The sequence below is a fragment of the Lysobacter soyae genome (assembly GCF_019551435.1).
In the GTDB taxonomy this organism is placed as follows: Bacteria; Pseudomonadota; Gammaproteobacteria; order Xanthomonadales; family Xanthomonadaceae; genus Solilutibacter; species Solilutibacter soyae.
This window is the reverse complement of sequence record NZ_CP080544.1, coordinates 738,207-750,644: the sequence shown is the minus strand read 5'-3', so window position 1 is coordinate 750,644 and position 12,438 is coordinate 738,207. Positions and strand designations below refer to the sequence as shown.

Genomic DNA, 12,438 nt, shown 5'->3' with positions numbered 1-12,438 from the left:
GTTTGGATATGCCCCGCCCCTCCCCGGGCAAGTCAATGCCGGGGTTGCGGCTCAGGCTTTGTTTTGTTTGCGGACAATGCACATGGCAAGTTCGAGCGCTTGCTCGTCATTCAAACGCGGATCCACAGTGGTGCGATAGTCACGCTCCAGATCCAAGTCAGTCAACGCACGCGCGCCACCGGTGCACTCGGTGACGTTTTCACCGGTGAGCTCGAGATGGACACCGCCCAATCGTGTTCCACACGCGGCGTGGACATCAAACGAACGTTCGATCTCGCCACGAATGTTGTCGAAGCGGCGGGTCTTCAAGCCGTTGGCCGCGGTCTCGGTGTTGCCGTGCATCGGATCGCACACCCAGAGAACACGACTGCCGTCGGCTTGAACGCTACGCAACAGCGGCGGCAACTTGGCTTCGACTTCGTTCACACCCATGCGGTGAATCAAGGTGAGGCGACCGGGCAAGTTGTCGGGGTTCAAACGCGCAATCACACGACGAAGCGCGTCCGGCGTCACCGACGGGCCGACCTTCACTGCAATGGGATTGCGGATGCCGCGCATGTATTCCAGATGCGCACCGTCATCGGCCGCGGTGCGCATGCCGATCCACGGGAAATGCGTGCCCATGTTGAACCAGCCCGTTTGCCTCGGCACTTCCCGCGTCACCGCTTCTTCGTAGGGCAACAACAGGGCTTCGTGCGAGGTATAGAAATCGACCGTGTCCATGTTGCGCAAAGCATGGCCCGACAGCGTTTCCATGAATTGCACCGAATCACGGACGCCGTCGACCATGCGCTGGTATTCGCCGAGCAGCGGCGAATCTTTCATCCAGGCCAAGTCCCAGTATTCCGGGTGATGCAAGTCGGCAAACCCGCCGTCAATCAATGCACGCACGAAATTGAGCGTCATTGCGGAACGCGCATGCGCACGGATCATGCGGCGCGGATCCGGTGTACGCGCCTCCTCGGTGAATTCGGGTGAATTGATGATGTCGCCGCGATAGCTCGGCAAGGCCTTGCCATCCCGCACTTCGAGATCGGCCGAGCGCGGCTTTGCGTATTGCCCGGCAAATCGCCCGACGCGAACCACGGGCACACGAAGGCCGTGCACCAAGACCAAACTCATTTGCAACAGCACTTTCAGGCGATTGGAGATGACATCGTTGGTGCAGTCGGCAAAAATCTCCGCGCAATCGCCACCTTGCAGCAAAAACCGCTTGCCTTCCTGTGCCTCGGCAATCTGCGATTGCAACGACAAGATTTCCCAAGAGGTCACCAACGGCGGCAAGCTGCGCACTTCGTCGACGGCGTCTTGGAGTTTGTCCAAGTCCGGGTAGTTCGGTTGCTGCAAAGCCACTTTGTCGTGCCAGCTCTGAGGCGTCCAAGTGGTTTCTGTTTGCAATGGGGAGACTCCGGACGCGGCGTGTGCCGAACTCACTTAAAACGTCTCCATCCATCGCGTGCATGCGTGAACCATCCTGCGCGTATCGCCCAACAGGCGAACCCAAGGAATGCAATCAGGCTCCATGCCGGCATGGTCATGCCGAATAGTTTCCAGTCGGTGTTGCTGCAATCGCCGCTCGCGGTCAACACCTTTCGAATGACGTTGTCGAATGACATGGTTTGCAGCATGAACTCAAGCGGTGATCCGCACATGGCCATGGCCGGCGGATACAACTGCACCCAGACATGACGGAAGGCGATGCCGGCGCCGATCAAGGCGATGATCACGGCCAATCCCGCGTAAATCTTGCGGCCCTTACCCGGGCGCGGCGCATGCAATCCGGCGATCAGAAATACCAAGCCCAATGCGGCATAGCAGACGCGCTGAAAAATGCAGAAAGCACAGGGCATCAAACCTTCTTGGAATTGCGCATAAAACGCATACGCCAGCATCGCCGCGCACGCGAAGGCAGCGAGCAAACAGCGAGAACGAAACGCTTTTGGAAGCAACGGAATGTCCATCCGGACACAATAACAAAAAACCCCAGCCGATTGACTGGGGTTTTCCATTTACTGCTGTGCAAATTCGATCAATCAGCCGCAACCGGGCGGTCGACGAGTTCGACATACGCCATCGGCGCGTTGTCGCCGTCGCGGAAGCCGCACTTCAGGATGCGCACATAACCGCCGGGGCGGCTGGTGTAACGCGGGCCGAGCACGGTGAACAAGGTGCCCACTGCTTCTTTGTCACGCAAGCGCGAGAAAGCCAAGCGGCGGTTTGCAACGCCGTCGGTTTTTGCCAAGGTGATCAGCGGCTCTGCGACGCGGCGCAGTTCCTTGGCCTTCGGCAAAGTGGTCTTGATCAGCTCATGCTTGATCAATGAAGCCGCCATGTTGCGGAACATTGCTTCGCGGTGCGAGCTGGTGCGGGAGAATTTGCGTCCGGATTTCTGGTGGCGCATGGTCGTGATTCCTACTCAAATATCTGTCAGTGGGCTTGCCGGTCTGCCCCGCCGTTGCCAACGGGGCCGACGGGTTTACCCCATCATGCCGTGCTGCGAAACGCCAGCAGGCGGCCAATTGTCAACTTTCATGCCGAGCGACAAGCCGTGCTGTGCAAGCACTTCCTTGATTTCGGTCAGCGACTTCTTGCCAAGATTCGGGGTCTTCAGCAATTCCACTTCGGTCTTTTGGATCAGTTCACCGACGTAGTAAATGCTTTCGGCCTTCAGGCAATTAGCCGAACGCACGGTCAAGTCGAGGTCGTCGATCGGACGCATCAGCATCGGATCCACGCCACCGGCTTGTTGCTTCGGCGCACCTGCTTGGCGCGGTACGAAATCGCCGAACACCGACAACTGCTCGATCAAGATGTTGGAGGCGGTACGCACCGCTTCTTCCGCATCGATCGTGCCGTTGGTTTCGATGTCGAGCACAAGCTTGTCGAGGTTGGTGCGCTGTTCAACACGCGCAGCTTCCACGGCATAAGCCACGCGGCGAACCGGGGAGAACGATGCGTCGAGCATCAAACGACCCACGGTGCTGGTGTCTTCGTCGGGAGAACGGCGTTGGGCAGCCGGCTGATAGCCGAAACCGCGCTCGATCTTGAGTTGCATGTTGATCTGCGTGTCCTTGGTCAGGTTGCAGATCACATGGTCCGGATTCACGATTTCAACATTGGAATCCGTTTTGATATCACCGGCGGTCACAACGCCCGCACCTTGTTTGGACAAGGTCAGGGTTGCGGTTTCGCCGCTGGCCATGCGAATGGCGACATCCTTGAGGTTCAACAACACTTCAAGCACGTCTTCTTGCAAGCCTTCGATGGTGCTGTATTCGTGCACCACGCCATCGATGCTCACTTCCGTGACAGCGAAACCCGGGATGGACGAAAGCAGGACACGGCGCAGGGCGTTGCCCAGCGTGTGTCCGTAGCCGCGTTCGAGCGGCTCGATCACAACCTTCGAGCGAAGGTCGGTGATACGCTCGATTTGAGGAGCACGCGGGCGCAGGACTTGGTTGGCAATTGCCGACATGTATGGCGTCTCCATGACACCCCGACCAAAGACCGGGGTGCTTTGCTAAGGGGATTACTTCGAGTACAACTCGACGATCAGCGCTTCGTTGATGTCGGCCGGCAGGTCGCCGCGGTCAGGCACAGCCTTGAACACGCCGGAGAACTTGCCTGCATCAACGTCAACCCAAGACGGAGAAAGATCCATCTGTTGGGAAAGCGTCAGTGCTTCCTGCACGCGGAGTTGCTTTTGCGCGCGTTCGGAAAGCGAGATCGCGTCACCGGCCTTGACTTGGTAGGAAGGCAGGTTCACGTACTTGCCGTTGACCAACACGCCGCGGTGCGAGACCAATTGGCGAGCGGATGCACGGGTGACAGCGAAGCCCATACGGAAGACGACGTTGTCCAGGCGGGTTTCCAGGAGTTGCAACAGGTTTTCACCGGTGTTGCCCTTCTTGGTCGACGCCTTCTTGTAGTAATTGCGGAATTGGCGCTCGAGCAAACCGTAGATACGCTTGACCTTCTGCTTTTCACGCAGCTGGGTGGCGTAGTCGGAGAGCTTGCCCTTACGGGCGGTAGCACCATGCTGGCCGGGCTTCTGTTCCAGTTTGCACTTGGAATCGAGGGCGCGGGCCGGGCTCTTGAGGGAAAGGTCGGCGCCTTCGCGACGCGCGAGCTTACAGGTAGGTCCAATATAACGTGCCATGTCTTGTCAACTCCTCAGACGCGACGCTTTTTCGGCGGACGGCAACCGTTGTGCGGGATTGGCGTCACGTCCGTGATGTTGAGAATTTTGTAACCGACGCTGTTCAAAGAACGCACGGCCGATTCACGGCCCGGGCCCGGGCCCTTGATACGCACTTCGAGCGCCTTCACACCGTAGTCGAGTGCAGCGCGACCGGCCTTTTCGGCGGCGACCTGTGCTGCAAACGGGGTCGACTTGCGCGAACCGCGGAAGCCGGCACCACCCGAAGTCGCCCAGGACAATGCATTGCCTTGGCGGTCGGTGATGGTGATGATCGTGTTGTTGAAGGAAGCGTGCACGTGTGCAATGCCGTCGGTGACGACGCGCTTGATCTTCTTCTTCGTTTTAACTGCTGGCTTGGCCATGGTCTATGGACTCCCTTACTTCTTGATGGCCTTGCGCGGACCCTTACGGGTGCGAGCATTGGTACGGGTGCGCTGACCACGCAGCGGCAGGCCACGACGGTGACGCAAGCCACGGAAGCTGCCCATGTCCATCAAACGCTTGATGGCCATGCCGACTTCACGACGCAGGTCGCCTTCGACGATGAACTTACCGATTTCCGAACGCAGGCGCTCGACTTCCGGCTCCGACAGATCGCGGATTTTGGTGGTTTTGGTCACGCCAGCGGCGTCACACACGAGTTTGGAACGGGTACGACCGATGCCGTAAATGCTTTGCAATCCGACCCAGACATGCTTCTGGGCAGGCAGATTGACGCCTGCGATACGCGCCATGAGGCGATCTCCAACGAAAAAATTGAAGCACAGCTCTTAAGAACTGGGCGGGGAAACGTTCAAGTATAGCAATGTCCCGAGGTTTATTGAAGCCGACGCTGTTCTGACGGCCCGGCATGGGGAGTGTGCCCATGCTCCGGCGAAGACCTGGTCCTAGGCAGAAGGCAGCCCTTGCAGGCTGCCCCGCCGCGCTCGCTACTCTGGCGTGCGCATCGGAACCGGGTCACTTGCGCGCGGGACAGCCGCGCAAGTCGCCCATTTCATCCGGCGGAGACTGATGTTCCGCTCGGATGCTGTGGTCAGCGCCCGCGGGCGCCGCCTTTGAGATTCGCCTTTTTGAGGAGGCTTTGATACTGGTGCGACATCAAATGCGCCTGAATCTGCGCAATGAAGTCCATGACCACCACGACCACGATGAGCAGCGATGTGCCGCCGAAGTAGAACGAGGTGCCCAATTGGGTGCGCATAATTTCAGGCAAGATGCATACCGCTGTCAAGTAGATAGCGCCGACCAGCGTCAAACGGGTCAACACGCCGTCCACATATTCCGCCGTGGCACGGCCCGGACGGATGCCCGGAATCAGGGCGCCCGACTTCTTCAGGTTGTCTGCGGTTTCTTGCGAGTTGAACACCAAGGCGGTGTAGAAGAACGCGAAACCGATGATCAAGGCACTGAAAAGGATCATGTGCAGCGGCTGACCGGGCGACAGGGCCTGGGCAACGCGTTGCATCCACTGCGTGGCGGCGGAACCGGAGGTGCCGAACCATTGCGCGGCGGTTGCCGGGAACATGATGATCGACGAGGCGAAGATCGGCGGAATGACGCCGGCCATGTTCAGCTTCAACGGCAGGAACGAGGACTGGTTGTTGAAACCGCGACGACCCGACTGCCCTGCCCGCGCGTAATTCACCGTGACACGGCGTTGGCCGCGTTCGACGAAGACCACGAGGTAGGTGAATGCGAACACCACCAATGCGACCACGATCAAGGCAATGGCCGACATGTTGCCGTCCAACGTCGCCTTGACGGTGCTGATGACAGCACTGGGCAAGCCCGCCACGATCCCTGCAAAGATGATTAGCGACACACCGTTGCCGATGCCGCGCTCGGTCATTTGCTCACCCAACCACATCAGGAACATGGTGCCGGCGGTCAAGGAAATGACGGCCGTGAGGATGAAGGCCGGACCCGGGTTGTACACCACGGCAATGCCGTTGGCTGCGCCCGAGTTTTGCAGCGCGACCGCGATACCGAAGGCTTGGAAGATCGCCAAAGGCACAGCGGCGAGGCGCGACCATTGGGTGATTTTCCGACGACCCGACTCACCTTCCTTCTGGATGGCTTTCAAGCTCGGGAAGATCTGCGCACAGAGCTGGATGATGATGGATGCCGAAATGTAAGGCATCACGTTCAACGCGAACACGCTGAAACGGTGAAGCGCACCACCGGAGAACATGTTGAACATGTCGACGATCGTGCCCTTCTGGGAGTCCATGAGCGCGGTCATGGCTTCGGGATTGACGCCCGGCACCGGGATGAAACAGCCCAACCGATATACGATCATGGCGCCCAAAACGAACAGCAGGCGTTGACGGAGCTCGGTAAATTGACCGAGCCCGCCCACGCCGCCGATGGCGTTGCCGCTACGCGACATCCGACCCTTACTCCTCGAACTTGCCGCCAGCGGCTTCGATCGCCGCCTTGGCACCTGCAGTTGCGGTCACACCCTTCAGCACGAATGCCTTGGTGACTTCACCCTTCATCACGATCTTGGCGCGCTTCGCGGTGCTCGGCACCAGCTTGGCAGCACGCAAGGCCGCGAAATCAACGGTACCGGCATCGAGCAAGTCGAGCTTGTACAACAACACTTCCGCGGTATCGGCAGCCATCTTGGAACGGAAACCGATCTTCGGCAGACGCATGTGCATCGGCATTTGACCGCCTTCGAAGCCGGCCTTGATCTTGCCCTTGCCGGCGCGTGCGAACGAACCCTTGTGGCCACGGCCACAGGTCTTGCCGAGGCCGGAGCCGATGCCGCGGCCGACGCGCTTCGGCGCGGTGAGCGCGCCAGCGGCGCGCTTGATGGTATTGAGCTTCATGTGATTATTCCTCGACCTTCACCAGGTAGTGGACCTTGTTGATCAGACCACGAACCTGCGGGCAGTCTTTCAGTTCACGCACGTCGTTGAGCTTGTTCAAGCCCAGCGCACGAACCGACAAACGATGCTTTGCCTGCGAACCACGCAGACCCTTGACCAGACGCACCTTCACGGTGCCGGTGGAATTAGTTGCGGACATGCATGATCTCCTCAACGGTCTTGCCACGCTTCGAAGCGATGTTGGACGGCGAGTGCATTTGCACCAGGCCCTTCAACGTTGCGCGGACGAGATTGATCGGGTTGCGCGAACCGACGGCCTTGGCCAAAACGTCTTTGACGCCCACGGCTTCAAGCACGGCGCGCATGGCGCCACCGGCGATGACGCCGGTACCTTCGGACGCCGGCTTCATGAACACGCGTGCCGCGCCGTGACCGGCCTTCACTTCGTGCCACAAGGTGCCGTTGTTCAGGTCGACGACCGACATGTTCTTGCGGGCTTGTTCCATCGACTTCTGGATGGCGATCGGCACTTCACGTGCTTTGCCATAACCGAAACCGACTTTACCCGAACCGTCGCCGACGACAGTCAGCGCGGTGAAGGTGAATTGGCGACCGCCCTTGACCGTCTTGCTGACGCGGTTGACCGCGACCAGCTTTTCGATCATGCCGTCATCGTATTCCTCGCGCGAGCGATCGTTGTTGCGATCGCGGCCGCGGGGTTCGCGTTGCTCATTTGCCATGATTGTTCTCTATTGAATGTGATTACGGCTGATGCCGCTTATTGTTGTTGGACTGTTGCGTGTTGCTTAGAACTGCAAGCCCGCTTCACGTGCGGCATCGGCCAAAGCCTTGATGCGACCGTGGTAGCGGTAGCCCGAACGGTCGAAAGCAATCGAATCAATCCCGGCGGCCTTGGCGCGCTCGGCAATGACGCGGCCGACTTGTGCGGCTGCTTCGATGTTCTTCTTGCTCTTCAAACCACCGCCGACTTCGGCTTGCAAGGTGTTCGCCGAAGCGATCACCGTTGCGCCGTCAGCCGAAAAGAGCTGGGCATAAATGTGTTGACCGGTACGCAGCACCGAAAGGCGCGGCACACCGAGGATGCGGATGCGGGCGCGCGTGGACTTGGCGCGGCGCAGACGTGCGATTTTCTTTTCCATTGCAATAACTCCTGAAAGCGGATCGGCCGATTAGGCCTTCTTGGCTTCCTTGCGGATGATGACTTCGTCTGAGTACTTCACGCCCTTGCCCTTGTACGGCTCCGGCGGGCGGAACCCACGGATCTTGGCTGCCACTTGACCGACGAGTTGCTTGTCGGCACCCGAAACCAGGATTTCAGTCTGGGTCGGGGTTGCAATGGTAATGCCTTCCGGCGCGGGAAACACGACCGGATGCGAAAAACCGAGCTGAAGGTTCAGATCCTTGCCTTGAACGGCTGCGCGGTAACCCACGCCGACGAGTTCAAGCTTGCGTTCGAAACCTTCCGAAACGCCCTTCACCATGTTGGCGAGGATGGCGCGCAAGGTGCCGGTCAGCGGCACTTTGGACGGGTCGGCGGCGCTCATGACGACGTTGCCGTCTTCGACAGCGTAGTTGACGCCTTCCGGTTGCGCGATCGACAAGGTGCCCTTGCCGCCCTTCACAACGATTTGGCCGTTTTCGGTCTTGACTTCCACACCCTTCGGCAGGGCGATCGGTTGTTTGGCTACACGTGACATATTCGAATACTCCCGATCAAGCCACGAAGCACAGGACTTCACCGCCGACGCCTTGGTGGCGTGCTTGCGAGTCGGTCATGATGCCTTTCGAGGTGGAGACGATGGCGATACCCAGGCCACCGAGGACCTTCGGCAAGTCGTGCTTGCTGCGGTATTGGCGCAGGCCCGAACGCGAAACGCGATGCAAGCGTTCGATGACCGGACGGCCTTCGAAGTACTTCAATTGGATTTCGAGTTCGGCTTTGTTGTTGCCGATATCCGAGGTACGGAAGTCGGTGATGTAGCCTTCAGCCTTCAAGACGCCGGCGATGGCGACCTTGATTTTGGAGGACGGCATTTTCACCGTCGGCTTGCGAACAGCGGCCGCATTCTTGATGCGGACCAGCATGTCGGCGATTGGATCAGTCATGCTCATACGAGTATTTCCTTTAGCATCGATATCCGCGATTAAGCGGTGTGGGTATTACCAGGAGGCTTTGCGCAAGCCCGGAACGTCACCACGCATGGTGGCTTCGCGGAGCTTGTTGCGGCCCAAGCCGAACTTGCTGTAGACGCCCTGGGGACGACCGGTCAGCGCGCAACGGCTCATTTGGCGTGCAGGCGAGGAATCGCGCGGCAGCTTTTGCAGCTTGGCCGATGCATCCATCTTTTCTTCGTAGGATGCGTCAGCGCTGGCGATGATCTTTTTGAGTGCTGCGCGCTTGCCGGCGTACTTGTCGGCGAGTTTGGCGCGCTTCACTTCGCGGTTGATCATGGAAGTCTTGGCCATGTCAATTCCTCAATTAGTTGCGGAACGGGAAGCGGAAGGCTTCGAGCAATGCCTTGGCTTCTTCGTTGGTGCGGGCGGACGTGGTGATGGCGATATCCATACCGCGGAGCGCGTCGACGGCGTCGAAGTCGATTTCCGGGAAGATGATCTGTTCCTTCAGGCCCATATTGTAGTTGCCGCGACCGTCGAACGAACGACCATTCACGCCACGGAAGTCACGCACGCGCGGGAGCGAGACGTTGATCAGGCGATCGAGGAATTCGTACATCTTGGCGCGACGCAGGGTCACCTTGGTGCCGATCGGCCAGCCATCACGGATCTTGAACGAAGCGACCGACACGCGGCTCTTCGTGATGATCGGTTGTTGACCGGTGATCTTGGCAAGGTCTGCCACGGCGTTTTCCAACACTTTCTTATTGGTTGCTGCTTCGCCCACGCCCATGTTGATGGTGATCTTTTCGATCCGCGGAACTTGCATCGGATTGGTGTAGCCAAAGCGCTTCATCAGCACCGGCACCACTTCTTCCTTGTAGATTTTTTCGAGACGGGTGGTCATGGGTTCAGTCCTCAGGCGTCAATTGCATCGCCACTGGAGCGGAACACGCGAATTTTGCGTCCATTCTCCAGCACCTTGATACCGACGCGCTCACCCTTGCCCGAGGCAGGGTTGAACAGCATCACATTCGAAGCGTCGATTGCCGCTTCACGTTCAATCACACCGCCAGCCACGCCGGCTTGCGGGTTCGGCTTGGTGTGGCGCTTGATCATGTTGACGTTCGAGACGACGACTTTGCCGCCACCCACGCTTACAACATCACCTTTCTTGCCCTTGTCCTTGCCGGCAATGACGATCACTTGATCGCCTTTCTTGATTCGGTTCATCAGATATCTCCGGCTCAGAGCACTTCAGGTGCAAGCGAAACGATCTTCATGAACTTCTCGGAGCGCAGTTCGCGCGTCACCGGTCCGAAGATACGGGTACCGATCGGTTCATGCTTGTTATTGAGCAGCACGGCTGCGTTGCCGTCGAAACGGATCAACGAACCGTCCGGGCGGCGAACGCCCTTGCGGGTACGAACGACGACAGCGTTGTACACCTCGCCCTTCTTGACCTTGCCGCGCGGAATGGCATCTTTCACCGACACCTTGATGATGTCGCCGATGTGGGCGTAACGGCGCTTGGAGCCGCCGAGCACCTTGATGCACATCACTTCTTTCGCACCCGAGTTGTCAGCGACATCGAGATGGCTTTGCATTTGAATCATGGCTGTGCCTCCTCTTATTCAGCTGCGCGGGCGACGATTTCGACGACGCGCCAGTTTTTGGTTTTCGACAACGGCGCGCATTCGACGATGCGGACGAAATCACCTTCATTGCACGAATTGTCTGCGTCGTGAGCGTGCAACTTGGTGGAACGGCGGATGAACTTGCCGTAGAGCGCGTGCTTGATTTGGCGCTCGACAAGAACGGTGACCGTCTTGTCCATCTTGTTGCTCACCACGCGACCTTCGACCGAGTGCTGCTTTTTATCAGTATTGTTCATGGTCAAGTCCTGGTGGGTTACTGCTTGGCGGCGCCAAGCAGCATTTTCACGCGGGCGATTTCACGGCGCACGCGACGAATTTCGTGGGTCTTGGTCATTTGGCCGGTCACCTTCTGCATACGCAGGGCGAATTGCTCCTTTTGGAGCTCAACCAGATGGCCATTCAAGTCGGCGGCCGACTTTTGGCGGAGTTCTTTAATGCTCATTAGCGCACCGTCCGGGTCACGAATTGGGTGGTGACCGAAAGCTTGGCGGCGGCAAGGCGGAACGCTTCGCGTGCCGTTGCTTCGTCCACACCTTCGATTTCATAAATCATGCGGCCGGGTTGGATCTGTGCCACCCAGTACTCGACGTTACCCTTACCCGAGCCCATGCGGACTTCGATCGGCTTTTGGGTAATCGGCTTGTCCGGGAACACGCGGATCCACATCTTGCCACCGCGCTTCACATAGCGGGAGATGGCACGACGTGCGGCTTCGATTTGGCGAGCGGTGAGGCGGCCGGTTTGCGTAGAACGCAGACCGTATTCGCCAAAGCTCACTGCATTGGAGCTCCATGCCAGGCCGTCATTACGACCCTTGTGGAGTTTGCGGTATTTGGTTCGCTTCGGTTGCAACATGGCTTAGCCCCTTGCCTCGCGATTGTCACGGTCGCCGCCACGCGGTGCACGGGGTGCACGTGCCGGGCGGTCCGAACGCTCATTGCGCGGCTGCTCGTCGTTCTTTTCTTGGCCCACTTGGCTGAAGTCGAAAACTTCACCCTTGTAGATCCACACCTTGATACCGATGACACCATAGGTGGTGTGCGCTTCGGCAAAACCGTAGTCGATGTCGGCACGGAGGGTATGCAACGGCACGCGGCCTTCGCGGTACCATTCCGAACGCGCGATTTCCGCACCGTTCAAACGGCCTGCGACATTGACCTTGATGCCCAGTGCGCCGAGGCGCATGGCATTACCGACCGAGCGCTTCATCGCACGGCGGAACATGATACGGCGTTCCAGCTGTTGTGCGATGGATTCAGCGACCAGCTGTGCGTCCAGTTCAGGCTTGCGGACTTCGGTGACGTTGATGTGCGCCGGAACGCCCATCATGTCGCCGACTTCCTTACGCAGCTTTTCGATGTCTTCACCACGCTTGCCGATCACCAGACCCGGACGTGCCGTGAAGATGGTGACGCGAGCGGTTTTAGCCGGACGTTCGATCAGGATGCGCGAGATGCCAGCCGAAGCGAGCTTCTTGCGCAGCATTTCACGAACCTTCAAATCGGCGGCGAGAAAACCTGCGAATTCCTTCTTGCCGGCATACCACTTGGAGTTCCAATCTTTGGCGATGCCAAGACGGATGCCGATCGGGTTTACTTTATGACCCATG

At 58.7% G+C, this 12,438-nt stretch carries 22 protein-coding genes; all 22 read right to left on the bottom strand.

Going from position 1 to position 12,438, the window contains the following annotated elements; translation table 11 throughout:
• Positions 1-51: 51 nt before the first annotated feature.
• Positions 52-1,398, bottom strand: coding sequence for a class II 3-deoxy-7-phosphoheptulonate synthase (locus H8L67_RS03555; protein WP_255556025.1), 1,347 nt, complete (start codon positions 1,396-1,398; stop codon positions 52-54).
• Positions 1,399-1,430: 32 nt separating this feature from the next.
• Positions 1,431-1,961 (bottom strand): disulfide bond formation protein B, encoded by a 531-nt coding sequence (locus H8L67_RS03550; RefSeq protein WP_220380392.1) that lies wholly within the window; start codon positions 1,959-1,961, stop codon positions 1,431-1,433.
• Between the two features lie 68 nt (positions 1,962-2,029).
• Positions 2,030-2,401: a 50S ribosomal protein L17 gene (gene rplQ / locus H8L67_RS03545; protein WP_220380391.1), complete on the bottom strand. Its 372-nt coding sequence runs from the start codon at positions 2,399-2,401 to the stop codon at positions 2,030-2,032.
• 75 nt (positions 2,402-2,476) lie between these two features.
• The gene (locus tag H8L67_RS03540) at positions 2,477-3,475 is read right to left on the bottom strand and encodes a DNA-directed RNA polymerase subunit alpha (protein WP_220380390.1); all 999 of its coding nucleotides are present in this window, start codon (positions 3,473-3,475) and stop codon (positions 2,477-2,479) included.
• Between the two features lie 54 nt (positions 3,476-3,529).
• Positions 3,530-4,159 (bottom strand): 30S ribosomal protein S4, encoded by a 630-nt coding sequence (rpsD, locus tag H8L67_RS03535; protein ID WP_166295449.1) that lies wholly within the window; start codon positions 4,157-4,159, stop codon positions 3,530-3,532.
• 14 nt (positions 4,160-4,173) lie between these two features.
• Positions 4,174-4,563: a 30S ribosomal protein S11 gene (gene rpsK, locus H8L67_RS03530; RefSeq protein ID WP_220380389.1), complete on the bottom strand. Its 390-nt coding sequence runs from the start codon at positions 4,561-4,563 to the stop codon at positions 4,174-4,176.
• Positions 4,564-4,578: 15 nt separating this feature from the next.
• On the bottom strand, positions 4,579-4,935 hold the full coding sequence (gene rpsM / locus H8L67_RS03525) for a 30S ribosomal protein S13 (RefSeq protein WP_220380388.1): 357 nt from the start codon (positions 4,933-4,935) through the stop codon (positions 4,579-4,581).
• A 299-nt stretch (positions 4,936-5,234) separates the two neighbouring features.
• The gene (gene secY, locus H8L67_RS03520; RefSeq protein ID WP_220380387.1) at positions 5,235-6,590 is read right to left on the bottom strand and encodes a preprotein translocase subunit SecY; all 1,356 of its coding nucleotides are present in this window, start codon (positions 6,588-6,590) and stop codon (positions 5,235-5,237) included.
• A gap of 7 nt (positions 6,591-6,597) precedes the next feature.
• On the bottom strand, positions 6,598-7,035 hold the full coding sequence (gene rplO / locus H8L67_RS03515) for a 50S ribosomal protein L15 (protein WP_220380386.1): 438 nt from the start codon (positions 7,033-7,035) through the stop codon (positions 6,598-6,600).
• Positions 7,036-7,039: 4 nt separating this feature from the next.
• Positions 7,040-7,234, bottom strand: a complete 195-nt coding sequence (rpmD, locus tag H8L67_RS03510) for a 50S ribosomal protein L30 (protein WP_166295429.1) — start codon at positions 7,232-7,234, stop codon at positions 7,040-7,042.
• Positions 7,221-7,775, bottom strand: a complete 555-nt coding sequence (gene rpsE, locus H8L67_RS03505) for a 30S ribosomal protein S5 (protein ID WP_220380385.1) — start codon at positions 7,773-7,775, stop codon at positions 7,221-7,223. The genes rpmD and rpsE overlap by 14 nt, the downstream gene beginning before the upstream one ends.
• Before the next feature lie 66 nt (positions 7,776-7,841).
• On the bottom strand, positions 7,842-8,195 hold the full coding sequence (rplR, locus tag H8L67_RS03500; protein WP_434063415.1) for a 50S ribosomal protein L18: 354 nt from the start codon (positions 8,193-8,195) through the stop codon (positions 7,842-7,844).
• Positions 8,196-8,225: 30 nt separating this feature from the next.
• Positions 8,226-8,753: a 50S ribosomal protein L6 gene (gene rplF, locus H8L67_RS03495; protein ID WP_220380384.1), complete on the bottom strand. Its 528-nt coding sequence runs from the start codon at positions 8,751-8,753 to the stop codon at positions 8,226-8,228.
• Between the two features lie 16 nt (positions 8,754-8,769).
• Positions 8,770-9,168, bottom strand: a complete 399-nt coding sequence (rpsH, locus tag H8L67_RS03490) for a 30S ribosomal protein S8 (RefSeq protein WP_220380383.1) — start codon at positions 9,166-9,168, stop codon at positions 8,770-8,772.
• A 48-nt stretch (positions 9,169-9,216) separates the two neighbouring features.
• The gene (gene rpsN, locus H8L67_RS03485; protein ID WP_220380382.1) at positions 9,217-9,522 is read right to left on the bottom strand and encodes a 30S ribosomal protein S14; all 306 of its coding nucleotides are present in this window, start codon (positions 9,520-9,522) and stop codon (positions 9,217-9,219) included.
• A 13-nt stretch (positions 9,523-9,535) separates the two neighbouring features.
• Positions 9,536-10,078 (bottom strand): 50S ribosomal protein L5, encoded by a 543-nt coding sequence (rplE, locus tag H8L67_RS03480; RefSeq protein WP_220380381.1) that lies wholly within the window; start codon positions 10,076-10,078, stop codon positions 9,536-9,538.
• Between the two features lie 11 nt (positions 10,079-10,089).
• On the bottom strand, positions 10,090-10,407 hold the full coding sequence (rplX, locus tag H8L67_RS03475) for a 50S ribosomal protein L24 (RefSeq protein WP_220380720.1): 318 nt from the start codon (positions 10,405-10,407) through the stop codon (positions 10,090-10,092).
• 11 nt (positions 10,408-10,418) lie between these two features.
• Positions 10,419-10,787, bottom strand: a complete 369-nt coding sequence (rplN, locus tag H8L67_RS03470; protein ID WP_166295413.1) for a 50S ribosomal protein L14 — start codon at positions 10,785-10,787, stop codon at positions 10,419-10,421.
• A 14-nt stretch (positions 10,788-10,801) separates the two neighbouring features.
• On the bottom strand, positions 10,802-11,065 hold the full coding sequence (gene rpsQ / locus H8L67_RS03465; protein ID WP_220380380.1) for a 30S ribosomal protein S17: 264 nt from the start codon (positions 11,063-11,065) through the stop codon (positions 10,802-10,804).
• Positions 11,066-11,082: 17 nt separating this feature from the next.
• On the bottom strand, positions 11,083-11,271 hold the full coding sequence (rpmC, locus tag H8L67_RS03460; protein ID WP_220380379.1) for a 50S ribosomal protein L29: 189 nt from the start codon (positions 11,269-11,271) through the stop codon (positions 11,083-11,085).
• On the bottom strand, positions 11,271-11,684 hold the full coding sequence (rplP, locus tag H8L67_RS03455) for a 50S ribosomal protein L16 (protein ID WP_220380378.1): 414 nt from the start codon (positions 11,682-11,684) through the stop codon (positions 11,271-11,273). Before rplP ends, rpmC begins: the two co-directional genes overlap by 1 nt.
• Positions 11,685-11,687: 3 nt before the next feature.
• The gene (rpsC, locus tag H8L67_RS03450) at positions 11,688-12,437 is read right to left on the bottom strand and encodes a 30S ribosomal protein S3 (RefSeq protein WP_220380377.1); all 750 of its coding nucleotides are present in this window, start codon (positions 12,435-12,437) and stop codon (positions 11,688-11,690) included.
• Between the last annotated feature and the right edge of the window lies 1 nt (position 12,438).